At 55.5% G+C, this 25,925-nt stretch carries 29 protein-coding genes, 2 tRNA genes and 1 riboswitch; of the genes, 20 read left to right on the forward strand and 11 right to left on the reverse strand.

The annotated features are described in order from the left end of the window. The first annotated feature begins 84 nt into the window (after positions 1-84). Positions 85-759, forward strand: coding sequence for a 5-formyltetrahydrofolate cyclo-ligase (locus tag LG297_RS05575; RefSeq protein WP_404425954.1), 675 nt, complete (start codon positions 85-87; stop codon positions 757-759). Between the two features lie 5 nt (positions 760-764). Here LG297_RS05575 and thpD read toward each other — a convergent pair whose 3' ends face one another. From thpD to LG297_RS05590, 3 genes are all read right to left on the reverse strand, one after another. Next, the gene (gene thpD, locus LG297_RS05580; RefSeq protein ID WP_404425956.1) at positions 765-1,676 is read right to left on the reverse strand and encodes an ectoine hydroxylase; all 912 of its coding nucleotides are present in this window, start codon (positions 1,674-1,676) and stop codon (positions 765-767) included. A 201-nt stretch (positions 1,677-1,877) separates the two neighbouring features. Further along, positions 1,878-1,951 (reverse strand) — tRNA-Gln (locus LG297_RS05585). Positions 1,952-2,034: 83 nt separating this feature from the next. Beyond that, positions 2,035-2,108 (reverse strand) — tRNA-Gln (locus tag LG297_RS05590). Between the two features lie 240 nt (positions 2,109-2,348). Here LG297_RS05590 and LG297_RS05595 point away from each other — a divergent pair. From LG297_RS05595 to LG297_RS05620, 6 genes are all read left to right on the forward strand, one after another. Further along, a complete protein-coding gene (locus LG297_RS05595; protein ID WP_404425958.1) occupies positions 2,349-3,527 on the forward strand; it encodes a Ppx/GppA phosphatase family protein in 1,179 nt (392 codons plus the stop codon). A gap of 59 nt (positions 3,528-3,586) precedes the next feature. Continuing rightward, a complete protein-coding gene (locus LG297_RS05600; protein ID WP_404425960.1) occupies positions 3,587-4,393 on the forward strand; it encodes an RlmE family RNA methyltransferase in 807 nt (268 codons plus the stop codon). Positions 4,394-4,670: 277 nt separating this feature from the next. Further along, positions 4,671-5,195: a PAS domain-containing protein gene (locus LG297_RS05605; protein ID WP_085641748.1), complete on the forward strand. Its 525-nt coding sequence runs from the start codon at positions 4,671-4,673 to the stop codon at positions 5,193-5,195. A gap of 13 nt (positions 5,196-5,208) precedes the next feature. Then, the gene (locus LG297_RS05610; protein WP_404425962.1) at positions 5,209-6,498 is read left to right on the forward strand and encodes a methyl-accepting chemotaxis protein; all 1,290 of its coding nucleotides are present in this window, start codon (positions 5,209-5,211) and stop codon (positions 6,496-6,498) included. A gap of 232 nt (positions 6,499-6,730) precedes the next feature. Next, on the forward strand, positions 6,731-8,197 hold the full coding sequence (guaB, locus tag LG297_RS05615; protein ID WP_404425964.1) for an IMP dehydrogenase: 1,467 nt from the start codon (positions 6,731-6,733) through the stop codon (positions 8,195-8,197). 214 nt (positions 8,198-8,411) lie between these two features. Beyond that, positions 8,412-9,749 carry an RsmB/NOP family class I SAM-dependent RNA methyltransferase gene (locus LG297_RS05620; protein WP_404425966.1) on the forward strand — a complete coding sequence of 446 codons (1,338 nt, stop codon included), beginning with the start codon at positions 8,412-8,414 and terminating at the stop codon, positions 9,747-9,749. A 194-nt stretch (positions 9,750-9,943) separates the two neighbouring features. Here LG297_RS05620 and LG297_RS05625 read toward each other — a convergent pair whose 3' ends face one another. Then, positions 9,944-10,294 (reverse strand): hypothetical protein, encoded by a 351-nt coding sequence (locus tag LG297_RS05625; protein WP_404425968.1) that lies wholly within the window; start codon positions 10,292-10,294, stop codon positions 9,944-9,946. A gap of 302 nt (positions 10,295-10,596) precedes the next feature. Between LG297_RS05625 and guaA the strand changes: the two genes are divergently transcribed. Beyond that, positions 10,597-12,150 (forward strand): glutamine-hydrolyzing GMP synthase, encoded by a 1,554-nt coding sequence (guaA, locus tag LG297_RS05630; protein ID WP_404425970.1) that lies wholly within the window; start codon positions 10,597-10,599, stop codon positions 12,148-12,150. 65 nt (positions 12,151-12,215) lie between these two features. Here guaA and LG297_RS05635 read toward each other — a convergent pair whose 3' ends face one another. From LG297_RS05635 to LG297_RS05645, 3 genes are all read right to left on the reverse strand, one after another. Beyond that, a complete protein-coding gene (locus LG297_RS05635) occupies positions 12,216-12,416 on the reverse strand; it encodes a hypothetical protein (RefSeq protein ID WP_404425972.1) in 201 nt (66 codons plus the stop codon). 58 nt (positions 12,417-12,474) lie between these two features. Further along, entirely contained in the window at positions 12,475-12,810 is a 336-nt protein-coding gene (locus tag LG297_RS05640) for a zinc ribbon domain-containing protein YjdM (protein WP_404425974.1), read from the reverse strand. A 101-nt stretch (positions 12,811-12,911) separates the two neighbouring features. Continuing rightward, a complete protein-coding gene (locus LG297_RS05645) occupies positions 12,912-13,322 on the reverse strand; it encodes an MAPEG family protein (protein ID WP_404425976.1) in 411 nt (136 codons plus the stop codon). Positions 13,323-13,409: 87 nt separating this feature from the next. On the opposite strand from LG297_RS05645, the gene LG297_RS05650 reads away from it, so the two are divergent. Then, positions 13,410-13,646 (forward strand): hypothetical protein, encoded by a 237-nt coding sequence (locus LG297_RS05650; RefSeq protein WP_404425978.1) that lies wholly within the window; start codon positions 13,410-13,412, stop codon positions 13,644-13,646. 85 nt (positions 13,647-13,731) lie between these two features. Here LG297_RS05650 and LG297_RS05655 read toward each other — a convergent pair whose 3' ends face one another. Then, on the reverse strand, positions 13,732-14,004 hold the full coding sequence (locus LG297_RS05655; RefSeq protein ID WP_404425980.1) for a hypothetical protein: 273 nt from the start codon (positions 14,002-14,004) through the stop codon (positions 13,732-13,734). Positions 14,005-14,107: 103 nt separating this feature from the next. Next, positions 14,108-14,377: a hypothetical protein gene (locus tag LG297_RS05660; RefSeq protein WP_404425982.1), complete on the reverse strand. Its 270-nt coding sequence runs from the start codon at positions 14,375-14,377 to the stop codon at positions 14,108-14,110. A 133-nt stretch (positions 14,378-14,510) separates the two neighbouring features. Between LG297_RS05660 and LG297_RS05665 the strand changes: the two genes are divergently transcribed. The 4 genes from LG297_RS05665 to LG297_RS05680 all read left to right on the forward strand — a co-directional run bounded on the left by LG297_RS05665 (position 14,511) and on the right by LG297_RS05680 (position 16,794). Further along, positions 14,511-14,972 carry an ArsR/SmtB family transcription factor gene (locus LG297_RS05665; protein ID WP_404425984.1) on the forward strand — a complete coding sequence of 154 codons (462 nt, stop codon included), beginning with the start codon at positions 14,511-14,513 and terminating at the stop codon, positions 14,970-14,972. Positions 14,973-15,090: 118 nt separating this feature from the next. Then, a riboswitch (cobalamin riboswitch) is annotated at positions 15,091-15,305 on the forward strand. Positions 15,306-15,336: 31 nt separating this feature from the next. Continuing rightward, a complete protein-coding gene (locus tag LG297_RS05670) occupies positions 15,337-15,510 on the forward strand; it encodes a CbtB domain-containing protein (RefSeq protein ID WP_007090806.1) in 174 nt (57 codons plus the stop codon). Positions 15,511-15,513: 3 nt separating this feature from the next. After that, positions 15,514-16,197: a CbtA family protein gene (locus LG297_RS05675; protein WP_404425985.1), complete on the forward strand. Its 684-nt coding sequence runs from the start codon at positions 15,514-15,516 to the stop codon at positions 16,195-16,197. 72 nt (positions 16,198-16,269) lie between these two features. Next, positions 16,270-16,794, forward strand: coding sequence for a hypothetical protein (locus LG297_RS05680; protein WP_404425986.1), 525 nt, complete (start codon positions 16,270-16,272; stop codon positions 16,792-16,794). On the opposite strand, the gene LG297_RS05685 is transcribed toward LG297_RS05680, so the two are convergent. Continuing rightward, positions 16,795-17,166, reverse strand: a complete 372-nt coding sequence (locus LG297_RS05685) for a DUF1636 family protein (RefSeq protein WP_404425987.1) — start codon at positions 17,164-17,166, stop codon at positions 16,795-16,797. Positions 17,167-17,365: 199 nt separating this feature from the next. On the opposite strand from LG297_RS05685, the gene LG297_RS05690 reads away from it, so the two are divergent. From LG297_RS05690 to LG297_RS05720, 7 genes are all read left to right on the forward strand, one after another. Further along, on the forward strand, positions 17,366-19,789 hold the full coding sequence (locus LG297_RS05690; RefSeq protein ID WP_404425988.1) for a heavy metal translocating P-type ATPase: 2,424 nt from the start codon (positions 17,366-17,368) through the stop codon (positions 19,787-19,789). A 398-nt stretch (positions 19,790-20,187) separates the two neighbouring features. Continuing rightward, positions 20,188-21,024, forward strand: coding sequence for a transporter substrate-binding domain-containing protein (locus LG297_RS05695; RefSeq protein WP_404425989.1), 837 nt, complete (start codon positions 20,188-20,190; stop codon positions 21,022-21,024). Between the two features lie 26 nt (positions 21,025-21,050). Beyond that, positions 21,051-21,713, forward strand: a complete 663-nt coding sequence (locus LG297_RS05700; protein ID WP_007090812.1) for an amino acid ABC transporter permease — start codon at positions 21,051-21,053, stop codon at positions 21,711-21,713. 11 nt (positions 21,714-21,724) lie between these two features. Further along, positions 21,725-22,384: an amino acid ABC transporter permease gene (locus tag LG297_RS05705; RefSeq protein WP_404425990.1), complete on the forward strand. Its 660-nt coding sequence runs from the start codon at positions 21,725-21,727 to the stop codon at positions 22,382-22,384. 10 nt (positions 22,385-22,394) lie between these two features. Continuing rightward, entirely contained in the window at positions 22,395-23,159 is a 765-nt protein-coding gene (locus LG297_RS05710) for an amino acid ABC transporter ATP-binding protein (protein ID WP_404425991.1), read from the forward strand. A gap of 21 nt (positions 23,160-23,180) precedes the next feature. Next, positions 23,181-23,567, forward strand: coding sequence for a RidA family protein (locus LG297_RS05715; protein ID WP_082824806.1), 387 nt, complete (start codon positions 23,181-23,183; stop codon positions 23,565-23,567). 43 nt (positions 23,568-23,610) lie between these two features. Continuing rightward, the gene (locus LG297_RS05720; protein ID WP_404425992.1) at positions 23,611-24,369 is read left to right on the forward strand and encodes an IclR family transcriptional regulator; all 759 of its coding nucleotides are present in this window, start codon (positions 23,611-23,613) and stop codon (positions 24,367-24,369) included. A 409-nt stretch (positions 24,370-24,778) separates the two neighbouring features. On the opposite strand, the gene LG297_RS05725 is transcribed toward LG297_RS05720, so the two are convergent. Then, positions 24,779-25,918: a DUF1513 domain-containing protein gene (locus LG297_RS05725; RefSeq protein ID WP_404425993.1), complete on the reverse strand. Its 1,140-nt coding sequence runs from the start codon at positions 25,916-25,918 to the stop codon at positions 24,779-24,781. Between the last annotated feature and the right edge of the window lie 7 nt (positions 25,919-25,925).

Genomic DNA, 25,925 nt, shown 5'->3' on the forward strand with positions numbered 1-25,925 from the left:
CCGGCGCGTTATTCGTTTCAGGGCCTTTTTGCGTTAAACTTGTCTATCACGCCCGTTTCCGACATCGCCATCAGGTTAAGCACCATGCCCCCGATCAGCTTGCCAGCTCCGCCTAATGTTTCAGACGATGCCGCAATATCTGACTGGCGCAAGAATGTGCGCAAGGAATTGCTGGCATGGCGCGGCAGCATCGATCCGGCGACCCACGGGCAATGGTCCGTATCCGTTTGCAATGGGATGATGGCCATTCTTGCCGAACGGCCAAAGGCGACGGTCGGCTTTTACTGGCCGATCCAGAACGAAATCGATCTGCGGCCGGTAATTGTCGATCATATCGCGCGCGGCGGGAAGGCTGCCTTGCCAGTCGTGCCGACTAAGGCTCAGCCGATGATTTTTCATGATTGGACACCGCAAGCCGAAATGGTTCCGGGCTTTGCACGCATTCCCGAACCGGTCGGGACCAAAGCCGTGCCGATCCATGTCATGATCGCGCCGCTGGTCGGGTTTGACGGGCGAGGTTACCGGTTGGGATATGGCGGGGGCTTTTTCGACCGGACGCTTGCAAGCTTGGCGGTTCGTCCGCTTGTGGTTGGTGTCGGGTTCGAGGCAACGCGTCTGGATGATATCTTTCCCCATGAATATGACATTCCGGTCGATATCATCCTGACCGAGGCGGGCATGTACCCCGTCACCGAAAAGGCAATCGGCGATACCTACAGGGCGGAAGGATCGTCACCGCCCTGTTTTCTGTCTTCCTGACCGGGTTATTCGGCGGCTCGTATTTTGTGGCGGCCGGTACGCACCGGAACGATATCCTCGCGCGTTGCCAGAAAGTTCGGGCGTGGTTTTGTTCCGCCAAAGGGCGCGACCAGCCGGTTCGACATCGCATTATAAACGAAAAACATGTTCGACCGCGGATAGGGGGTGATGTTGTTGCCCGACCCGTGCAGCGTATTGCATTCGAAAATCAGAACCGACCCGGCGGGGCCGACAGGTGCGACAATCCCGCACTCATCAACCATTTTCGAGAGGTTTTTCTGATCAGGAGTGCCGATTTCCTGTATCTTGAGCGAGTTTTTGTAGTTCTGATCGGGAGTTTCCCCGACGCAGGAAATGAACTTTTTATGCGATCCGGGGATCAGCATCAGCGGGCCGTTATGGGTCGAATTATCGGTCAATGTGATTGACATCGAAAGCGCGCGCATGCGCGGCATGCCGTCTTCCGTGTGCCATGTTTCAAAATCCGAATGCCAGAAGAATTCCTTGCCCTTGAAAGCCGGTTTGTAATTGACGCGCGATTGATGAATGTAAACGTCGTCATCAAGGAAATGTTCGGCAATCGCAACAAGTCTGTCATCGGATACAAGGCGGGAAAACACGTCGCTTTTATCATGAACGCGGAAAACGCTACGCACTTCGTCACTACCTGGCTCGGAGATAACCTCCTCGTCGGCAGGGTCCGAATTTTCCACAAGATCGGCCTCGCGCCGCAGCTGCGCGATTTCACTATCGCTGAAAACATTCTTCAGAAACAGAAAGCCGTTCTTTTCGTAAAATTTCTCATCCTCGGCCGAGATCATCGGGCAATGGCCTTGATCAGACCAGATTACCGGATCAACACGGTCGATGATTGTCGGACGGGAACAGTGACGGGATCGGTACATATCGGTAAGCATCTCATGCTCCTTTGTTGCCAAATGTGCATTTGCTGCCTGTGATTTGTCACAGATCGTATGACCACCAACGTAAAACACGGTGGCTGGTTCCCCTTAATGGCAAAATATCTTCTTGGCCGATCGGAGACTGCCGATATCGGAAAATGACTGTTTTGCCAAACGCGATAAATCAAAAATCTTTGGATTGGCGAAGGACAAAGATGGCTGGGGAACCTGGACTCGAACCAGGACTAGCGGAGTCAGAGTCCGCGGGTCTACCATTAACCTATTCCCCAGCAGGGCTATGTAAGGGGTGATTTTTGTTCGGTACAAAATTATTGGACCGAAGTTCACCAAAGTCTGCAAAGCAGGTGAAGGCTGGCTGGGGAACCTGGATTCGAACCAGGACTGACGGAGTCAGAGTCCGTAGGTCTACCGTTAACCTATTCCCCAACAGAGCCTTGAACGCCGTGTGGCGTGGGGCGCTATTTATAAAACCGGTGGCACTTTGGCAAGACCTTTTTTCCCCGCCATGTGGTCAGATGCACATGCCTATGTGTTAAATGCATACGGGATTTGCCTTGTGCAACATTGTCGGTAAACTCATATGGGTGATTCGCAAGACCGTCATATAAATGTCGTCTTGATGTGATCATTGAATTGGTATGTAACAGACAAGGCAGGTTTATAAAGGTGAAACAGGTATCTCCCCATAGCGACATGCACAGGGCCATCCGCCCTGACGGCAGTGCTGCCATGGTCGGAAGTACCGTAATGGATGCGCCGTCTGCGGCGGCATCTTCAGGCCTGTCTGGTGACAGTCTGGTTGCCGAACGTCCTGTAACTGCTGCGACCAGTCATCCACCACTGTATGCCGCCATTGATCTGGGAAGTTCGAACTGCCGTTTGCTGGTGGCCCGCCCGTGCAATGACGGATTCAAGGTGATCGATGCCTTTTCACGTGTTGTGCGCCTTGGCGAAGGTGTGCGTGAAAAGGGGTATCTTTGTCAGGCAGCCATGGACCGCGCGATTGACGCGCTAAAGGTCTGTTCGAAAAAACTGCGCAAGCATCCCGGTGCAAAATTGCATGCGGTGGCGACCGAGGCCTGCCGAACTGCTGAAAATCGCGATGAATTCGTTCGTCAGGTTTTTGATGAAACCGGGATCGAGCTTCAAATCATCAATCCGGATGAGGAAAGCCGTCTGGCTTTGCAGGCCTGTTCGGCGCTGCTTGATGAACGCCCCTATGCGGTGGTGTTTGACATTGGTGGCGGCAGCACGGAAATCTGCTGGATCAAGGTCGATAAGATGGGCCAGACCCAGTGCATCGAAACGCTTTCGATGCCCTGCGGGGTTCTGTGCCTGACCGAACGTTATGCCGGGATCGAGCAGCGTCGTGAACGGTTCGAAGCGATGCGCACCGAAATCCGTGACCGTCTGCGTGATTTTGCCAGCCGCAATAGCTGCTCGGATATTCTTGACGATGGCAAGGTGCAGATGGTTGGTACATCGGGCACCGTGACCACATTCTGCGGTATTGCGCTTGGCCTTGAACGGTACGAACGTCACAAGGTTGATGGATCGGATTTGCGGTTCGATGATGCGGAACGCGTCACCGAATTGCTGCTGCGCATGGAAGCCGACAAACGCAAAGGCCACCCCTGCATCGGGAACCAGCGGGCCGAGCTGATGGATGCGGGAGCAGCGATCTTTGCCGCGATTCGTGATATCTGGCCGCTGGCGACGCTAAAAGTTGCTGATCGGGGCCTGCGCGAGGGAATATTGGTCGATTTGATGCGCGCAGATGGTCATGCTATTGACCCGTGCGAAACGCGACGTCATACAGTGCCTCATATTCCGGCCAATCCATGATCGGCATCACGTCGACGGATCGTACTGGCCTTTAACACGTTTCAGTTCAGGTAAAGAACATGACCGACAATAACAGCGGAAAAGGCGGGACGCGCCGCCGCAAGGGTTCAGCCATTGCCGCGATTGATACCGGCGCCCGGCGCGGGCTGCGGACGCGCGTCAAAAGTGCCAAGGGGCGCAAGATTTCCTCGACCCGCTGGCTCGACCGGCAACTGAACGATCCCTATGTGCAGGAAGCCAAGCGCCTTGGCTATAGGTCGCGTGCGGCCTTCAAGCTGATTGAAATCAACAACCAGTTTGATCTGCTGCGTCCGGGCATGCGCATTGTCGACCTTGGCGCTGCACCGGGCGGCTGGACGCAGGTTGCGGTTGATATGGTCGGTTCAAAACAGGGGCGGGGGCAAGTTGTCGGGCTCGATATTCTGGAATGGGAAGGTCTTTCCGGTGCAACCTGTTTGCAGGCCGACTTCCTTGATCCGGCGGCACCTGACATGATCAAGCAGGCCCTTGACGGGCCAGTTGATGCCGTGATTTCCGATATGTCGCCCGAAACCACCGGCCATCGCCAGACCGACCATATTCGTATTATCGATCTGGTCGAACATGCCCTGCTGTTTGCCGAAGAAGTCCTTGCTCCGGGCGGAATTTTCATCGCCAAGGTGTTCAAGGGCGGCACGGAAAATGACCTTTTGAACCGGGTTAAAAAGAATTTCCGCGTGTCCAAACATGCCAAACCGCCGGCATCGCGCCCGGAAAGCCCGGAAGCCTATCTGATCGCCACCGGATTCCGCGGGCAGAACAATGCCGCCGATGAAATTGCCAATGCAGAGTTGCGAAAAGATGACGGCTGGTCGCCGGTCGAATAAAATACCGGAATGTAAAATACAAAGCGCGCCACAGGATCGGCGCGCTTTTTTATTTTCAAAAATTCATATCCATACCGTCGGGGTTGTGTCGGCTGCGAAATATTCATGAACCCGATTGCGCTAAGTCAAGAAGTACGCCGCTGGCATAATCTATACATTGGTCTAGCAAATAGTCTCCGCACCGGATGAAACTGACGCAGAATTGCGCGACCCGGGCGGGGTTTCGCTATGTCAGGATCGGTTGTGGGACCATTGATCCGCAAACGGGGTGCAATTCATGAAACAGGATCAGCTTTTTCTGACCGGTGTTGAACGTCATTTTGGCGATGATGAAATCATTGTCAGCAAGACCGACACCAAAGGGCGTATTACCTACGCAAATGACGTCTTTCTGCGGGTCGCAGGATATCGTGAAAAGGATATTCTGGGCCAGCCGCACAGCATTATTCGCCATCCCGACATGCCGCGCTGCGTGTTCGCCTTGCTGTGGGACACGATTTCCAAGGGGCGCGAGATTTTTGCCTATGTGATCAACCGTTCGGCAAATGGGGATCATTACTGGGTTCTGGCCAATGTCACGCCGACCTTCGGGCCAAACGGTAACATCATTGGCTATCATTCAAACCGTCGGGTGCCGCGCCGGGACGCGGTCGAACAGGTTATTCCGCTTTATGCCGATCTTCGTGCAGAAGAAGAACGCGAACGCAATCGCAAGGACGGCATGGCGCGCAGTACACAAAAACTTGGCAACCTCCTGGGGCAGGCAGGCATCGACTATGATCAGTTTGTTTTCACTCTCTAATCTGCGACGGATTTTGATTTCTGGACTGGTGCTGGCCTTTGGGTTGATCGGCGCCCTTCTGTCGGCACCAAACCATGCACCGCTTGTTTCCGCGATTGCGATTATCGGTCTTCTGGTTCTGTCTTTGATTGGCACGATTGCCATTACCCGCCACAAGCGGATCATTGATGAACTGCACGATATCGTCCATGACGCTGCTGATGGAAAAATGGGTGTCAGGGTCAATAATCGTCAAACGCACGGTTATCTTGCCCCCTTGCAAAATGCGGTGAACCAGTTGCTTGACCTGACCGAGGCGTTCGCCAAGGAAGCCGCAGGGGCCATGGGCCACGCGTCCCGCGGGTCCTATTATCGTAAGATCCTGCCAAGGGGACTGCGCGGTGATCTCATCGGCTATGCCGGGACGGTCAATGCGGCCCTTGATGCCATGCATGAAAAGACCAGAAACTTCAGCTACAGCGCCGGGCGTATCGGTGATGATATTCAGTCGGTCGTCGGTTCGGTCTCGAACAGCGCAAAACAGCTAAGCGACAGTTCTGATTTCCTGACCCGGCAGGTCCGCCGCATTGCCGAACAGGCCAACGATATGCGTCTTGCAGCCGATGACAGCACCGAGGCCCTGAATGGTATCGCGGTTGCCACTGAACAATTCAGTGCATCCATCCGTCAGATCGGTGCGCAGATCAATGGTTCTGCCGAACTGGCCGAGGCCGCGGTCAGCCGGGCCCGTGTTGCAGATGACCACATCACGCGCCTTGATGACATGGCGCTTCGTGTGACCAAGGTGGTTGAACTGATCACCGATGTTGCCGATCAAACCAATCTTCTGGCTCTGAACGCCACCATCGAGGCCGCCCGTGCGGGTGAAGCAGGCAAGGGGTTTGCCGTGGTCGCGACCGAGGTCAAAAACCTGGCGTCCCAGACATCCCGTGCTGCCGAACAGGTGATCGGTGAAATCGGCGAAATGCAGGCCATGACCCGCGAGGCCGTTTCATCGGTGCGCGAGATCAATGAAAAGATCAGCGAGATTGATAATGGTGCCCGACTGGTTGCCGAGGCCGCCCGTGAACAGACCGAAGTCGTCGGTGCAATCAGTGACCGGATCGATCAGGCGGTGCGACGCATGCAAACCATTGCGGCCATCCTCGCCGACCTTGCCAGCGGCACGACCGAGTCCGGTTCTGTCGTCCTGCAACTTCATAGCGAGGTGACAAATCTTCTGGGGCAGGCCGATTCACTTGATGGCGATGTGCGCCGGTTTATCGACAAGGTGCTGAACGTTCCGGATGCTGCGCCCGCGTAAACCGTTGGTGCAGGCATTTTCGCGACTGCGGCAAACTCTTTGTCTGTCTTGCAGAATCCGGGCACAAAAAAGGGGCTGCACCAGTTAGCAGCCCCATCTACCAGTTTCTAACGGAATGGCCCGGATAATGCAGCAATAAAATAACAGGGCTGCTATGGGCGCAGAAAACTTGGCATAAAGGCCATAACGTGTATAAGTTCCGCGCCAACTCAGATTAACGAGGTGGCCCCGTATGACCCGCATTGCAGAAGCCCTGACGTTTGACGACGTTTTGATCAAACCCGCCGCCAGCGAAGTGCTGCCGGCACAGGTGCAGACCAACACCCGCATTACCAAAAATATCGACCTGCGCATTCCGCTTCTGTCGTCCGCAATGGACACAGTGACCGAAAGCCCGATGGCGATTGTTATGGCGCAGCATGGTGGTATGGGGGTCATTCACAAGAACCTCGATATCGCACAGCAGGCCGAAGAAGTTCGCCGCGTAAAGAAATTTGAATCCGGTATGGTCGTCAACCCGATCACCATTCACCCGGATCAGACGCTGGCCGATGCGCTGGATCTGATGGACATCAACCATATTTCAGGTATTCCGGTCGTCGAACGCGCTAGCAACAAGCTGGTCGGCATTCTGACCAACCGTGATGTGCGTTTTGCATCGAACCGTTCGCAGCCGGTTTCCGAACTGATGACCCATGAAAACCTGGTCACGGTGACGGAAAACGTCGAAACCGAAGAAGCCAAAAAACTTCTGCATCAGCACCGTATTGAAAAGTTGCTTGTGGTTGACGAAGCCTATCGCTGTACCGGCCTGATCACGGTCAAGGACATCGAAAAAGCCAAATTGCACCCGAATGCGTGCAAGGATGAAAGCGGTCGCCTGCGCGTTGCCGCCGCCACCGGCGTTGGCGAAAGCGGCTATGAACGTGCAATGGCACTGGTTGAAGCCGGTGTTGACGTTCTGGTCATCGATACCGCGCACGGCCATTCGGCCGGTGTGATCAAGGCTGTCGAATATATCAAATCAAAGATCGGCAATACCCAGATCATCGCCGGTAACGTTGCCACCCCCGAAGCCGTCAAGGCACTGGCCGAAGCCGGTGCGGATGCGGTCAAGGTCGGCATCGGTCCGGGGTCGATCTGCACGACCCGTATTGTTGCCGGTGTCGGTGTCCCGCAATTGACGGCAATTCTTGAATGTGCGGAAATCGGTCACAAGCTTGACGTTCCGATCATCGCCGATGGCGGCATCAAGTTTTCGGGCGATATTGCCAAGGCAATGGCTGCGGGTGCCAGCACCTGCATGGTTGGCTCGCTTCTGGCCGGTACTGACGAGGCACCCGGCGAAGTCATCCTGTATCAGGGCCGTTCCTACAAATCGTATCGCGGGATGGGCTCGGTCGGTGCCATGGCGCGCGGGTCGGCCGACCGTTACTTCCAGCAGGACGTTCAGGATAACCTGAAACTCGTCCCAGAGGGCATCGAAGGCCGCGTCCCGTATAAAGGTCCGGCAGGCCAGATCATCCATCAGATGGTGGGCGGGCTCAAGGCATCGATGGGCTATACCGGTTCGGCAACGCTTGCCGATTTCCGTGAACGCGCCCAGTTTGTCCGCATCACCAATGCAGGCCTTCGCGAAAGCCATGCCCATGACGTGACCATCACCCGCGAGGCCCCGAATTACCGCCCTGGTAACTGATGGTGGCTAACTGACGCGGTATCCGCTGATCAATTGGCTGGGCAGCCTTGCGCTTGTCGCTGTTGGCGAATGGCCCAACCCGTGATATCAGCGGGCACAAATTTCAGGTGGCGGCAGGCAATCCTGCCGTCATCGCCTTTTTTATCGTATGGTGTTCGCTTAAATTCCCATATCGGGACAGGAACATCACACTCAGACAGGTTGGACATTCGTTTTGAAACCCGGTGCACGTATCGCGGCTGTCATTGAACTTTATGACGGCTGGACCCAGACCAGAGACGACGCAGACCGCGTTATTTCCGGCTATTTTGGCAATCGCCGTTATATCGGTGGTGGCGATCGTCGCGAAATCAGCGAACGTTTCTATAACCTGATCCGTCATCAGGCGCGTCTGGGCTGGTGGCTTGCCGAATGCGGATACGAATTCCAGGACGGTCGTGCGCGTATGATTGCCGAACTGGTTTTGCAGGATAACCGCAGTGCCGATGACATTTCCGGCATGTTCAATGGTGACGAGTTCTGCCCGAACCCGCTGCATCCGGCGGAAAAGCATCTGATCAACAAGCTGACCGGAAAGACGCTTGACCATGACGGACAACCCGGTGCCGTCAAAACCGAATTGCCGAAATGGCTTTATGCCGAACTGCTAAAGCTCCATCACGAAAACCTGCCGGCGGAAATGGCGGCCTATAATCAGCCCGCCAAGCTTGATCTGCGCGTCAATCGCCTGCGTGGCACGGTCGAGGACGCCATCAAATCGCTTCAGGCCGATGGTATCCATAATATCGAAAAGCTTCCTTATGCGCCCAATGGACTGCGGTTGCCGCTTGGCGTCAATATGCTGGTCACGGCGGCCTACAAGGATGGTTTGATCGAAATCCAGGACGAAGCATCGCAGATCTGCGTGCGCCTGGTCGATGCCAAGCCGGGCATGCATATCCTTGATATGTGTGCGGGCGGTGGCGGCAAGACGCTTGGCATGGCATCCGATATGCGTGGCAAGGGCCGTATCCTTGCCTGCGATACCCATGGCGGTCGTCTGGATAATTCGCGCAAACGTGCCAAACGTGCCGGTGCCGGTGACTGCATTCAGCAGCGCATCATTTCCGATGAACGTGACAGCTGGCTTCGCAACAAATCCGGTTTCTTTGATCGCGTGCTGCTTGATGTTCCCTGTTCGGGGCTTGGCACCCTGCGCCGTAACCCGGCGCTGCGCTGGCGCATCGGGCAGCGCGATATTCGCACCCTGATGGCAAATCAAAGCAAGATTTTGAAGGCCGGTGCGGCAAAGGTCACCAAGGGTGGGCGTCTGATTTACGCGACCTGTTCGATCATGCCCGAAGAAAATGAACGTCTGATCGAAACCTTCATGCGTGATCGCAAGGATTTCAAACCGGTTCCGATCAGTGAAATCTGGCCCGACGCACCAAAATCCGTCCCGGTACCCGGCGGCAAGGACAAGCCTTGGCTTCGCCTGTCGCCGAATGTGCACGGTACCGATGGTTTCTTTGTTGCGGTGTTTGAACGCACAGCCAAAGGCAAGGTGAAATAATGACAATGGCAGCTATGGTCATCGCAAACAACCCGATGTCCGACGCTGCCCTTGGTCTGCTTGGAAACTGCAAAATTTTGCCAAGAAAAATGGCCCTGCTCCGTATTGGGGCAGGGCCACATTTTTTCACAAGTGCATTTTACCGTGAACGCTTTGTGAAGAGCGGATCTTCCACAGTTTACCCGGTCGTTTTTTTATTCGGCTTTGGGGGGCGTTCCGTCGCCGGTGATGCCGCCATCATCCTGGGGCATCAGTTCCGTCGGGCTGCTATCCTCACCAGCGCTGCCATCAAGACCCTTCATGCCAGGGACTTCCTGATCCGTCCCTTCCGGCATGGTGCCTTTGGGGGCTTCACCGGTTTCGGCCGCAGGCGCATCCGGTGCCGGGGTCATGGTATCGCTTTTTTCAGTACCGGTATCGCTGCCAAACAGCGAAGCCGGATTGTCGGTTTCGGACTGCGTCATCGCAATGGCCGTTGCCGCACCGGCGACCAGAAGAAGGCCAGCGACGGCAAGCGCGATTTTACTGCCTTTATTCTGTGTCATTTGTCTGTGTCCCTTTGCATGGTCAAACTTGATTTGCTCATGATTTCTAATTCTGTCGGACGCGGTTATCTCCGTGCTCCGTTGGAAGCCAAGTTACAGACGCATTGCGCAGGAAAAAGGGACCAATTGTGCTTTTTTCGGGGGCGTTCCGGCAGGAAAAGGCCGCAATTGTCCCCAAATGCCGGAATTCGGCATCAGAATTTCATGAATGCATCCCAAGGTAACCGTTTGCGCCGGGTTGCCGAGACGGATGGTTTGGCGTATGTACGGCGCAACCCCATACTCGACGGAGATACGGCCCGATGACAGATCGCGTGCTGATTATTGATTTTGGATCGCAGGTCACCCAGCTGATTGCACGCCGCGTGCGCGAAAGCGGTGTCTATAGCGAAATCCACCCCTTCAACAATGTCTCGGATGCTTTCCTTGACGAATACGCGCCCAAGGCCGTGATCCTGTCAGGTGGCCCGGCATCGGTCCATTGGGACAAAGCGCCGTCTGCCCCGGCAAAAGTGTTTGAGCTTGGCGTGCCGGTGCTTGGCATCTGCTATGGTCAGCAGACCATGGTCAACCAGCTTGGCGGCAAGGTCGCAACGTCCGATCACCGTGAATTCGGTCGTGCCTTTGTCGATGTGATCGAAGACTGCGCACTGTTCACCGGCATCTGGGCCGAAGGTGCGCGCGAACAGGTCTGGATGAGCCACGGCGATCGTGTCGATGCCCTTCCTGACGGGTTCCGCGTTGTCGGCAAATCCGAAGGCGCCCCGTTTGCCGCCATCGCCAATGATGACAAGAAATTCTACGCGGTGCAGTTCCACCCCGAGGTGGTTCACACCCCGCATGGCGCACAGCTGCTTAAAAACTTCACCCACGGTGTTGCGGGTTGCTCTGGCGACTGGACGATGAACGCCTATAAAGACGACGCCATTGCCAAAGTCCGTAAACAGGTTGGCGATGGCAAGGTCATTTGTGGCCTTTCGGGGGGAGTTGACAGCTCTGTCACCGCGGTCCTGATCCACGAAGCGATTGGCGACCAGCTGACCTGTGTGTTTGTCGATCATGGTTTCATGCGCTCGGGCGAGGCCGATCAGGTCGTCACCCTGTTCCGCGACCATTACAACATTCCGCTTGTCCATGTGGATGCGTCGGAAACCTTCATTGGTGCGATCGAAGGCGAAATCGATCCGGAGACCAAACGCAAAACCATTGGCCGCCTGTTCATCGAAGTGTTCGAAGAAGAAGCCAAGAAAATCGGTGGTGCTGATTTCCTCGCACAGGGGACCCTTTATCCGGATGTCATCGAAAGCGTGTCTTTCACTGGTGGCCCGTCGGTCACCATCAAGTCACACCACAATGTTGGCGGCCTTCCGGAACGCATGAATATGCAGCTGGTCGAACCGCTGCGTGAATTGTTCAAGGACGAAGTCCGTGACCTTGGTCGTGAACTGGGGTTGCCAGACAGCTTTGTTGGTCGTCATCCGTTCCCCGGTCCGGGGCTTGCCATCCGCATCCCTGGCCAGCCGATCACGCGCGAAAAGCTCGATATCCTGCGCAAGGCCGATGCCATCTATCTCGAAGAAATCCGTAATGCCGGTCTTTATGACGCCATCTGGCAGGCTTTCGCGGTTCTGCTGCCGGTCCGTACCGTTGGCGTGATGGGCGATGGTCGTACCTATGACTATGCCTGTGCGCTGCGCGCGGTTACCTCGACCGACGGCATGACCGCCGACTTCTTCGCCTTCCCGCCGGAACTGCTTGGCCGCATCGCCAACCGGATTATCAATGAGGTCAACGGCATCAACCGTGTCACCTATGACTACACCTCGAAACCACCGGGAACGATTGAGTGGGAATAAGTTTTCCGGTCATCGGAAACAACAAACGGCGCGTCCATTGGGCGCGCCGTTTTGTTTGGGGTGTTCTAATAACCCGGCCCATCCGATCCGCAATCACCTGTCGAATTACACGCATTCGATAGCACCTGCTGAACACTGCGCTGCCAGTTGAAGGTCAGGCAGGAGGATAGCGACAGGGTCGCGACGATTGCGGCGATAAAGGCGAGGTGGCGCATGGTGGCCCCCGTTTCCTTTGGATGGTTCAAGCCGGTATCAGACGACGACATTGTACCAGAACCCGGTCGCAATGTCGTCGGCACAGGGTTTACACGGCGAAGCCCGCAATCAGATCTTTTTGACGAATTCGGATTTAAGCTTCATCGGGCCAAATCCGTCGATCTTGCAATCGATATTGTGATCGCCTTCGACAAGGCGGATATTCTTGACCTTGGTGCCGACCTTAAGCGGTTGTGACGCACCCTTGACCTTCAGATCCTTGATGATCGAAACAGTATCGCCATCGGCAAGCACATTGCCATTGGCATCCTTGTATTCGGTTTCGTCTCCGCCCGTTGCGGTTTGCAGCGACCATTCATGGGCGCATTCCGGGCAAATCAGCAATTCGCCATCTTCGTAGGTATAGGGCGACTGGCATTTCGGGCAGGGGGGCAACGTGCTCACGGCAAATCCTTGGGTAAAAGCTTTGAAAGACCCACCGTTTCGGTTTGGCCGTCTATCTCGTAACGCCCGAATTCCCGATTGTCGAGAGGTTGCGCCGATATTTAAGTCCCAAATAACTGCGAGGCAAAGATCAGCATCGCAAACAGGCTGACAAAATAGGCAATTGACCGCACGCCATTGATCCCCGGAAGGCGCGTGATGCCAGCAAAATAGAACCCGGCATGTGCGACACGGGCGAGGGTAAAAACAATCGCGCAAGCCACAGTGACAGTGTTCGAAATGCCGATTGCATGTCCGACCAGAGCAATGATCGCAAACGGCACCAGATTTTCCAGGTGGTTCTGATGGGCGCGCAGGCCACGTGCGGCCAGCCCCTGCCGTTCAGGCAGATTGTCACGATTTCCCATCAGGCGTTTGCCACCGACCTGCTTGCCATAGGACCAGTTGTAAACCCTTGGAAACACAAGGCAGAAAAGGGCGTTAAAAACGAGAAGGGCAAGTTCGATGGTCACGGAAATACCTTTTGGTGCTGGTGTTTCCATGCCTTACGCAGGAAGAAGGGCGGGCGATCACACTTTGCGCGGCGGGGCTTGTGCGCATTGGTGAATGTGATCACTCCGAAGGCTTATCCTTCGACGAGCCTCGGGCAAGGCTGGAAACCCGACCCCGGCTGTTTCAAACCCGCCATCGGCGACAATCACCTCGGCAATTTCGCGTTCGCTGCCGTATCAGCCAAACTCGATTACCAGGAGATCACCAAAAACTTTTCACACCGCACGGCTTGCGACCGCGATGCAGACAAAAAAACAGCCGGGAAAGTATGGCCCCGGCTGTAAAAGGTAAGAGCGGAAGGGGAGACTGACCCGCCCTTTGGAGGAAAGAGGGAGACGAAAAAGTCTGGTTGCTTCCTGCGCGGCGTCTTTAATGCCGTTTGGAATAAATCATCGCGTCCCACGCAACCTGCAAACGTTGTTTGGCTTCACGAAAACGCTGCAGGGCTTCTTGCGGGATATCACCGCTATGATCCTTGATCTCGCTCCAGGCGGCATCCATGTCATCCCACGCCTGAACAACCTCGCTTGGCAATTGTTCAAGCCCGGCTTCGGATTCCTTGCAGTGGGCCGCAAGGCCGAATTCCCAGTCCTTGAATTCCTGATGGAGCTTCGCGTGCTCCGGAAGGGGACGGGCTGTCATGGGAGCCTCCTTTTGCTTTTCCAGACAGTTTCAATCTGGGGAGCAATCATGTCATTGATTGGCAATGAAAAGGCGATTTTGAGGCATTTCAGGTCCGGGACTTTTAACCCTTGTCGCCTGTCATTTTGTTCCACGCTTTTTCAAGCTTTTCGGTCGCCTTGTGGAACTGCTCGGCCGTGGCGTTGCTTGCGGCATCGCCTTCGGCCTTAAGCTTTTCCCACGCCTCATTCATCTCGTTATAGGGGCCGGTAACCTCTTTGGGCAGGTTGCCGACCTGCATGTCGTTTTTCGCGCAGTAACCGGCAACATTCCGTTCCCAGCTATCGCGAGACTGGCGCAGATTAAAAATATCGAGTGCTGTTTGCTCTTGCATCGGTGTGTCTCCTTGTTCTGGTGGGCACTTTCGATGATGTGCTATACCCGTAACGCTCCCTGCGGGGCGGAGTTCCATGCGCTCAAACATCAAGTCCCCTTGCCAAGCGATGCAGGGCGTGGAAAATAGGGACATGTCACAAAGCAAAGCCAAATCCCGCAAAGTCGAAATCGCACCGGCCCGCCCGGTTGTGGTCAGTGCCAGTAATGGTGACGATTGTCAGGAATGCGATACCGCCGCACGCCTTGGGCTTTCCACCGAACAGGGCGAGGCCGTTACACGCGATGCATCGCGCGCCACCGGTCATAACCTGTCGCTGCCCGATATCGAGGCGGCGGCAAAAATCTTTGCGCTTCTGGGAGATGCCGGGCGGTTGCAGCTTGTTCTGCGCTGCATGGAAAAACCGCAAACCGTTAGCGAACTGGCCGAGGCATCGGGCATGTCGCAGTCGCTTACCAGCCATCATCTGCGCCAATTGCGCGATCAGCGCATTCTGGCATCCGAGCGCAACGGGCGTCACATATTCTATCAGATTGATGACGAACATATTTCCCGCGTTGTTCGGGATGTCTTTGCCCATGTCACACACGACTAAGCCACCCCGCACTGATCTTTGTGGGCATTCCGGTCGCAGATCGACAATCGGGCGAATATGTTCGACGAATGATCATTCCGCCTGCGTGGTTTTCACATTGCACTTGCGCCAAATTACCGTCATAAACGAATGGCTTGGTTTTTCCCGCTCTGCTCGGGGTTGGGAAACGAAGAGGGAATTTGGAAAGCCGTCTGTTTGACGGTCAAAGCCAAAGCCGCCCCCGCGACTGTATGCGACGAGTGCCCGCCATCATACCACTTGCGAAAGCAGGGAAGGTCGGCGACGCATGAAGACCCGCAAGCCAGGAGACCTGCCAGGCATGGACCCGAACCGACTGTCGGGTGTGACAGCAAAGGAGATTTCGATGACTACGCAGACTGCGGCATTTGCCGTTTCGAAAAAATCCGTTCTTCTGCCGATCCTTGCCTGTGCCGTTTTCGGCATGGCGATTGTCTTTGTGACCGGCCACGTTCAGGCGGACCTGCTTCATGATGCGGCACACGATGTGCGCCACGCGACCGGCTTCCCCTGCCACTAAGTCATGTTCACACGCATAGTGACCAGCGCGTTGTTCGCTGGTGCTGCTGCGGGGCTTATTGCGGCCCTGCTACAGCTTTATTTTGTGCAGCCCGTTTTGCTGCATGCGGAACTGTATGAAAGTGGAACCCTTGTGCATTTTGGCGGTGACGCGGTTAGCGCGCATCAGGATGTCGGCCGGATTGATCTGTTGCGTGACGGGCTAAGCGTCCTGTTTACCATGCTGGTCTATACCGGCTATGCGCTGATCCTGATTGCGGCCATGGCCTTTGCCGAAAATCGTGGTCATTTGGTGACGGCGCGCAACGGCATCATCTGGGGCATTGCCGGATTTGTCATCGTGCATTTCGCACCGGGCTTCACCTTGGCGCCAGAGGTGCCCGGTGTTGCTGCGGCCGATGTTTACGAAAGGCAAATCTGGTGGTTTGCGACTGTGGCGACTGCGGCCCTTGCAGTTTGGCTGATCGCCTTTGACCGGAACTGGCTGGCGTGGGCGGCGGCGGTTGTTCTGCTTCTGGCACCGCATGTTATCGGTGCCCCGGAGCCCGATCAGTTCACCGGCCCCGTGCCAACCGAACTTGGCGCGCTGTTTGCTGCGCGTGCCTTTGGCATCGGGGCGGTGGCCTGGGTATTGACCGGATTGTTTGCCGGGTATTTCTGGCGGCGTGAAGCCGACCGGGAAGCGTAAACGCAATCACATTGATCAGGCGCGGTATATTCCGCGCCTGTTTTCTTTCATGGATTTTTCTGGATAAACGAAATGTCACGTTCACTTGCCCTTTTCGGGATCGGGCTTGTTTTTGGCGGCGGGATTGGTTTTCTGGTGGCGGCGGGAAATGGCATCACCCTTGATGGCCATGACCATTCTGATCCGCAGGAGCACGGGGGAAGTACGCATGGTGACGCACATGGCGCGATGAATATGACCGGTGCCCATGCCAGCCATGATGTCATCATTTCGCTGCCCGATGCTGTTGATGCGCCAAGCCTTGATGTTGCCATCACGCCCGATCCTGTCAGTGGCTGGAACCTGCATCTCTTGGTGCAGAATTTCCGTTTTGCACCCGAACATGCCAGCAGTCCCCATATCCCGGGCGAGGGGCATGCCCATGTCTATGTTAACGGCACCAAGATCGCCCGCCTTTACGGCCCGTGGCTTCATATCCCAGACCTTCCGGCGGGTGATAACGAGGTCACGGTAACGCTGACGGCCAATGATCACAGCCAGCTTGCCGTCGGCGATAAGCCGCTGCGTCAGACAATGACTGTTTCGGTTGCGCCTTAATCAAAGGGCGGGAATACGGGCCTTAAGGCAAAATCGAAGGCGTCCGCAGCCGCGTGCGTCTTCGATCCATCCATCCGGGGCGCTCAGATACGTCCGGCAGGTGGTAATGATATCGTCAATGTCGTGACGCGCCGATAATCCGGCAAAAAGATAACTTGCCCGTCCGGCTCCCTGAAGCGCAACCGATATCGGGTCGCTGCATGATCCCATGCAGTCAACCTGTGTGATTTCAAACGTTTCGGGCAATTCCGCCTGATCAAGTGCCGTGCCTAACTGCCGCGCAAAACCATCCACATCGACAAAATCCGCTTTTGGGGTTGGATCAGTATCGGGTGCTGGCTGGCAGGTTTTACAAATGACAATACGGGGCATCGGGCGATTGACTTTGGTTCTTAAATTGGATGTTCACTATGGCCGCAGTGCTGGCGTAATTCATCAACTTTTTCGGGGCGTCTGGCATTGCGTGTGATAACATTCAAATTATGATTTGAATGTTCTTGACTTCATGACATATGAATTGTTATTTGAATATAACGCATGAATACAAATTTGAATGTTGGCAAGGTCCAGAATGTCCGTCATCGCAAAATGGGATCAATTCCCGGCCATTGGAAATTGTGAAAGCTGCAAGTCATCGCTGATTGCGGCTCTGAACGACGCTGTGCCCGGGCAAAGCTTTGTTGCCGCCGCCGATGGCCTGTACGCGCAATCCGAGCTGAGTGGGAAGGAACAGGGCGCCGTTGATGATGTGCTGGCCCGCCATCGTGACGGCATTTCGCATCGTCATTGGGTCGTATCGGGCATGGATTGCGGGTCCTGTGTTGCCAAAATCGAAACCGCGCTTTCCAAGCGTGATGGCGTGCAATGTGTTGATGTGTCGATGATGCGCGAAACGGTGACGCTGGGTCTTAGCAATGATAGTGCCGAAACGCGTTCTGATATCAGCAGCATGCTGACCAAACTGGGTTATTCGGCAAAGGAAAAGGCAATTCCGGGGGCGGAGAAATCATCCGAAGCCGCTTGCTGCGCTGGCGGCTCCTGTGGTTCTGTCAGCCAGACTGCGACGGATAATGCTGCGTCGGAAGATACCGATGCCGATGACAAATCCCTGCTGCGCAAGTTGGCCCCCTGGCCTGAAGCCGGGGACGAAATTGCATGGGCAGCGGTCTGGCTTGTTCTGGGCGGGTTGGTCGGCTGGCTGGTTCCGGCCACCGATGCTTATGCCATGTCGGTTGCATCGGTCATTGCGGCATTGCCGGTGATGAGAACGGCGTTCCGTCTGGCGGCAAGCGGCGCATTCTTTTCCATCGAACTGTTGATGAGTGTCGCGGTGCTTGGTGCGGTCGCGATTGGCGAAAGCCTTGAGGCCGGGATGGTTGTGCTGCTGTTTGCAATTGGCGAAAGCCTTGAGGGTGTCGCCGCGGGACGGGCGCGCAGCGGGGTTAAATCGCTGATGAAACTGGCCCCTGAAACTGCGCGGCGGGTTTCGCCATCTGGTGGCGGCTTTGATACGGTTGCGCCCTCCGCGCTTGCGCTTGACGACATCGTCGAAGTCCGCCCCGGTGAACGCATCCCGGCGGATGGTATCCTGACGGAAGGTTCGGCTGAAATCGATAACAGTCACCTGACGGGTGAATCCGTTCCTGTCCCGTCCGAACCGGGGGACGAGGTTTTTGCTGGTGCCATCGTCACGGATCGGCCGGTACGCCTGCGCGTGACCCGTGCGGCCGGGCAAACCATGCTTGATCGCGTGATCGAGCTGGTCGAACAAAGCGAAAAGCACAAGGCACCGGTCGAGCGTTTTGTGGCCAAATTTGCCCGTATCTATACGCCAATCATCATGGCGCTTGCGGCCCTTACGGTCGTCATTCCGCCGGTTCTGTTCGGGCAGGGCTGGGAAGAATGGATTTATCGCGGGCTGGCCCTGCTTCTGATCGGCTGCCCCTGTGCCTTGGTGATCTCCACCCCGGCGGCGGTGACGTCGGCCCTTGCCCGTGCATCCAGGATCGGCCTGCTGGTCAAGGGTGGTGCAGCACTTGAGGCCATCGGGGCGGTTCGCACCATGGCGTTTGATAAAACCGGCACGCTGACCGAAGGCAAGCCGAAGCTGACGGCAATGATGTCGGTGGGCGATATGGACGAGGACCGGCTGCTTGCCATTGCTGCCGCCCTTGAAACCGTGACTTCCCACCCGCTGGCAAAGGCGGTGGTCAATGCGGCGACGGACAAGAAACTTGATCTGCCTGAAATCACTGATGCGCGAACCATTGCCGGTGCCGGGGTCGAAGCCCGGATTGATAATGTTCTCTATCGTGTCGGGGCGGCCAAACGCCTTGATATCGATCCCGCACCCGAAATTGCCGACTGGCTTGCCGCACAGGAAGATGCCGGCAGCACAGCGGTTGTCATCCTGCGTGATGGGGATGTCATCGGCGCCCTTGCATTGCGTGATACTGCACGCGCCGATGCCGTGGACGCGCTTGCCAAACTGAACGCCTTGGGTATCAGCCCGGTGATGCTGACCGGTGATGCCGAACGTGTTGCCAAACGCATGGCGGGCGAACTTGGCATGGATTACCGTGCGCAGCTTCTGCCCGAAGACAAGCTGAACGTGCTGGCCGATTTGCGTAATGATCCGGCGCGAAAGGGGCCGATTGCCATGGTGGGCGATGGCATCAATGATGCCCCGGCGCTGAAATCGGCCGATGTTGGTATCGCAATTGGCGGGGGTACGGATATTGCGCTTGAGGCCGCCGATGCGGTGGCGGTCAAGGACCGGCTGTCGGATGTCGTTAATCTGGTGAAGCTGTCACGCACCACACGTCGCGTGATCCGCGAAAATATCGCTCTGGCGCTGGGACTTAAGGCCGTCTTTCTGGTCACCAGCATCACCGGCCTGACGGGGCTTTGGCTGGCGGTGATGGCCGATACCGGCGCAACCGTTCTGGTGACGCTTAACAGTCTGCGGTTGCTGATTGCACTACGCAACCGCTGATCCCCATCACGGGGAAACTGCACCAGAAATCTATAGAATATCGGCCACTATTGCATCTCGTGATAGTGGCCGATTTGTTTTTACTACCTTCCATGCCGCGACTCCCGGTCTTCCCCGTGTTCATATGCTTCGTTTCACGCAGAAACAGGCGGAAAACTGTCTGTTCTGACAGGACGTGCAGGTCATGACTTCCCTGAAAATCCGCTCATCAGAACGACCGGACAACAAAATCACTACACTTCGAAAACCAAGGGAAGCTGCGGGTTTCGCAAAAGCGAATTGACATGGCTAGATTTTGGTTTCAAATTAAATCCGCAACAACGATATTGATTCCGGTATAGCGGAATTAACCGGGACTCATCAAAAACGGTTGGCTCTTTTCATCAGCGGAGACAAACATGACCTTCTTAAAGACAATCGCAGTCGCGGCTCTTATGACCGCAACTGCCGGATCGGCCATTGCACAGGAAGCCAGCAAGCTTCAAGAGGTGCTTGACCGCGGTTACCTGATCTTGGGAACCGGTTCGACCAACCCGCCATGGCATTTCATTGACGCAGATAACAAGCTCAAGGGCTTTGATGTTGATATGGGCCGCCTTGTCGCCAAGGCCCTGTTTGGCGATCCCGACAAGATCGAATATGTCCAGCAGTCCGGCGATGCCCGCATTCCGAACCTTGTGACCGACAAGGTCGATCTGGCCTGCCAGTTCATGACGGTGACCGCCGAACGCGCCCAGCAGATCGAATTCACGATCCCCTATTACCGTGAAGGCGTTGGTCTGTTGCAGATGGAAGGTGGTGACTACGCCGATTACGAGGCGCTCAAAGCTGCCGGATCGGACGTTACCGTTGCCGTTCTTCAGAACGTTTATGCCGAAGAAATGGTCCACGCCGCCCTGCCAGAGGCAGAAGTTGACCAGTACGACAGCGTCGATCTGATGTATCAGGCACTTAATTCCGGGCGTGCTGATGCCGCCGCAACCGATCAGTCGGCTCTTCGCTGGTTCATGGTCAAAAACCCGGGCCGTTATCATGACGCCGGATATGGCTGGAACCCGCAAAGCTATTCCTGTGGTGTGAAGCCGGGTGATCAGCGTTGGCTGAACTTTGTAAACACGGTTCTGCACGAAGGCATGACCGGTGTTGAATTCCCGTTCTATGCCGACAGCTTCAAAACCTGGTTCGGTACAGAACTGTCGGTGCCGCAGATCGGCTTCCCCGTCGAATACAAATAACCTAGCAGCATCCGGGAAGAACCGCTTTGAACTACGATTTCAATTTCAGCGTTATCTGGCGCAATTGGGAGCTGCTGGCGCAAGGTCTGGGCCTTGGCTTGTTCCTTGCCCTTGTTTCGATTGCAATCGGCTGCGGGATCGGACTTCTGGCGGCTTTCGGGATGCTGTCCCGTCACCGGGTTTTGCGCTGGATCGCAGTGGCTTATGTCTCTGCGATCCGCAATACCCCGATCCTTGTCCTGATCCTGTTTTGCTATTTCGCATTGCCCCAGCTTGGCATTGCGCTCGACAAGATACCGTCCTTTATTTTCACACTGTCGATTTATGCCGGTGCCTATCTGGCCGAAGTTTTCCGTTCGGGCCTTGTGGCATTGCCAAAGGGCCTGCGCGAAGCCGGGCTTGCCATCGGTCTGACGGAACTGAAAATCAAAATCCACATCATCATTCCGGTGATGTTGCGCAATGTGTTGCCGTCGCTATCGAACAACTTCATTTCGCTGTTCAAGGATACGTCTCTGGCGGCTGCCATCGCGGTTCCCGAACTGACGTTTTATGCGCGCAAAATCAATGTCGAAAGTTTCCGCGTGATTGAAACATGGATGGTGGCCTCACTGATTTACGTGGTGGCCTGCTATGTCATCGCGTGGTTCCTGCGCCAGCTTGAACAACGACTTGCGGTTCCGCGCTGAAAGGCTTTCACATGAATTTTTCTCTTTTCCTGTCAGAATTGTGGAACGCCCGGATGAACCTATTGGCCGGGCTTGGCGATACGGTTCTGATTTCTGTCACGTCTGTGCTGCTTGGAACGTTCCTTGGCGTTTTCGTCGGTCTTGCGATGACATATGGCAACAAGCCGACCCAGTTCGGGGTGCGCGTCTATATCGACTTCCTGCGCGGAACCCCGGTCTTCGTTCTGATCCTTGCCTGTTTTTATATTCTTTCGGTTGTCGGTCTGGATCTTAGTGCGTTTCAGGCTGGTGTGCTTGCGCTGACGATGTTCTGTTCGTCGCATGTCGGTGAAATTGTCCGTGGTGCGTTAAAGGCGATCCCGGCCGGGCAGACCGAAGCCGCCAAATCAATCGGGCTGACTTTCGGGCAGACCTTTGCCTATGTCCTGTTGCCCCAGGCCCTGCGTCAGATATTGCCAACCTGGGTCAATACCGCGACCGAAATCGTCAAGGCATCGACGCTGCTTTCGATCATTGGTGTGGTTGAATTGCTGCTGGCAACCCAGCAGGTCATTTCGCGGACCTATCTCAGCCTCGAATTCTATCTGTTCGTTGGTTTCGTCTATTTCATTCTGAACTTCCTGATCGAACAGGCCGGCCGTGCTGTCGAACGCCGCATCTCGATCCCATAATGAGGCAGCCATGTCCCCCATTCTGACAATTACCGATCTTCACAAAAGCTTTGGTGATCTCGAAGTCCTCAAGGGCATCGATATGACCATGCAAAAGGGTGACGTCGTCTCGCTGATCGGATCATCGGGTTCGGGCAAGACAACCCTGTTGCGCTGTGTGAACCTGCTTGAAGATTTCGAACGCGGTGCCATCGAACTGGACGGCGAAGCCATCGGCTACAGACACGACGGTGGTGAACGCCGCCGTCTTTCCGAACGTCATATTGCGCGTCAACGCGCCATGACCGGCATGGCGTTTCAGCAGTTCAACCTGTTCCCGCACATGACCGCCATTCGCAATGTCATGCTTGGCCTGACTAAGACCAAGAAAATGGCAAAGGACGAAGCCTATGCCATTGCCGAAAAATGGCTTGAACGGGTCGGCATGATTGAACGGCGCGATCATTTCCCCGATCAGTTGTCCGGCGGACAGCAGCAGCGTGTCGCGATTGCGCGCGCGATTGCGATGAACCCGCGCATCATGCTGTTTGACGAAGTGACATCCGCCCTTGATCCGGAATTGGTCAAGGAAGTTCTGGCCGTTGTCCGCAATCTTGCCGATGACGGCATGACCATGCTGCTTGTCACCCACGAAATGCGCTTTGCCCGCGATGTTTCAAGTAAGGTCGTGTTCATGCATCACGGCCGTATCCACGAAGAAGGCCCCCCCGAACAGATTTTCGGCGCACCGGAAACAGACCGGTTGCGGGGCTTTCTTGCAAATTCTGAAATGTGATTGAAGACCAGGAGATATTGAATGACCATCAAAAGACACGGTGTCGGTGAAGCAAAAGGAAACGGTCAGAAGGCACTGCCTTTTGCAAAGGCCACGGAAGCCGATGGATGGCTTTACGTGTCCGGACAAACGCCGATGCGTGATGGCGAAGTTGTTGGAAACGGGATTGTCGAACAGTCCCGTATTGCTATCGAAAACATGCTGAAAATCGTCGAGGATGCCGGATATAGCGCAAGCGATATCATGCGCATCGGCGTCTGGCTTGATGATGCCCGCGATTTCTGGAGCTTCAACGGCGTCTTTCAGGAATATTTCGGTGACCATCCGCCTGCGCGCGCTTGCGTTCAGTCTTCAATGGTGGTGGATTGCAAGGTTGAGGTCGACTGCATTGCCTTTCGCAAGGCATAAGGACCTCTGTCCAAAGAATTGATCGCCAGCGAAGAGGGGGCTTATGAAAGAAGGGCAAATACGGAAACGGGCGCGCGGTATTGATCGGGCGTTTGATATTCTTGATCATTTGCGCTCTGTCAAAGTCTCGCAACGGCCTGCCGAGATCGCCCAGGCGCTCGGCGCGCCGACCTCAACGATTTATGATCTGATCAGTGTCCTGCTGGAACATGGTATGCTCGAGGTTACCGATGCCAACGGATCGGTGTTCCTTGGGCGTCGTGTTTATTTCCTTGGACTGGCATATCGCGAATATTTCGATCTGACCCGCGAAGCCGGTGTGGTGCTGGATGAAATCACCGCCACCACCAAGGAAACATCGCAGTTCTGCATGCTGGACGGCAATAAATATACCGTCGCCCTGCAACGCGAAGGCAGCCGTCCGTTTCGTATCAGTGCCGATGTCGGGGAACGCACCCCGATTCCGTGGACGGCATCCGGACGGTTGTTGTTGGGCCATTTTTCCGATGATGAAATCCGCGATCTGATTCCGGCGGATGATTTTGTCCTGCCCGATGGCAGTCATACCGATTTTGACGCCTATATCGCCGAAATCCGGCAGGCGGCAAAAGATGGTTTCTTTTCCTTCGACAGCATTGTCGATACCTTCACCCATTGCTTTGCCGCCCCGATCCGCGATCAGAACGGTGTGTGTGTCGCAACGGTATGTATTGTCGCGCCAAAGGACGATGCCCGCAAAAACTATGCGCAATATCGTGACGCGCTGAAATCCGCTGGCGACAAGCTATCCCACAGCGTCTGATGTCTTGTCCGTCCGCACATTAAGCCTTTGCGTGGACCAAGACAGGTTTCTTTGTGCTGAAAAGAGAAAGCGGCGGTTATCGTTTCCCGCATTGATAACCACCGCTGTTCCACCTTGAGAGGCCTGCGGGGAGAGAGCACCCGCAGGTGAGAGACAAGCCTTTTGGGGACAAGTGCGAATGGGTTGCATTCGCGGGCTGTGTCGAGAGCCGTTATAGGTCAGGAAAAAATACTGCGCAAGTGAAAATCGTTCTCATTTGCATAAAATTTTTGGTTGAGCGCTTTATGCTGCTCCGAACCCGACCAAAACAATTGGTTAATGCCTTGGTTTACTACGGATTACAGCATTAAAAATCACAAAAGGCCGCACAAATGATGCGGCCTTTTCCATCGGGTTCAAGCCGTGATCATTATGCCGAAATACGCCGCAAATGATGATCCCAATGCAGTTTTTTAAGCGAATCGTCAGGTAATTCGACACGTTTGCGCCGAATCGCATCCATCCGCCAGCCGCTGCCAACCCCGCTGGTGCCGACAAATTCACCGGGCCGGTCGGTGGCGGCAATGCCGCAGCCATCGGGCACGGGAATATGGGTCAGGAAATCAAGGTTTTTGACATCCCAGAATGTAATCAGCCCGCCGCGCGGGCAGGAAACACCAAATACCTGTCCCGATGCGTCAAACCGCACCGAACCGCAATATTGCCGCATGCGGTATTGCACATTGTCCGGTGCCTCGATCACGCGGATTTCCTTGCCGGGCTGCCACAATCCGACTAGCGGCACCTGATCGTTAAGCGCGCCCTGATACTGGAAACAGGTGGCAATGGTGCCGTTGGCAGCAATATCGAGATGACGGATCGAAAGCTGATGCCAGTCAGCCTTGAGTGCCGCCTGATGCAGAAGCTTGCCGCTGCGCCGGTCGATAATCGACAGATTGGGTTCCATCGAGTCAAGGTTAAGCGGTGCACGGCCATCGCGGTCCGGATGGGTATGCAGGCCGCCATTGGCAATCGCAAGCCGTTCGCCATCGGGCATCAGGTGCAATTCATGCGGCCCGGTGCCAAAGCTGTCAAACTCGGCAATCCGGCGATATCCGTCATCGGCATCCCAGACGGAAACAACCCCGCGGGCATGTTCGAAATCGTTTTCGGTGACATAAAGATACCGCCCGTCATTGGAATAAACTGCATGGCCGTAAAACCGGCGATCTTCCGGGCAATGAAGCTTGGCGCGGACCTCGCCGCTATGGCGATCAAAGATCAGTCCGTAAAGACCCGGTCGGCGTTCAACTGCGGCTACATCGACATGATTGGGGCGCAGGCCAAGGTCATGACCGCGACCGGGCAGGGGCTGTTCATACAGAACCTTGCCCATGGCGTTAAAGGCGCTGAAATAATAATCGTGATTATCCCCGCCGCTGGTCGAAAGATAGACCGCGCGATCTTCGACCGCACTGGGTGTTGCCGCACGCAGGACATCGACCGGCAGCAGGGTCACCGCCCCGCCAAGACCCAGAAGTTTCAAAAACGCGCGCCGTTGCTGTTTCATCGCAAAC

This window comes from Thalassospira australica (genome assembly GCF_044790785.1).
GTDB classification, from domain to species: domain Bacteria; phylum Pseudomonadota; class Alphaproteobacteria; order Rhodospirillales; family Thalassospiraceae; genus Thalassospira; species Thalassospira australica_A.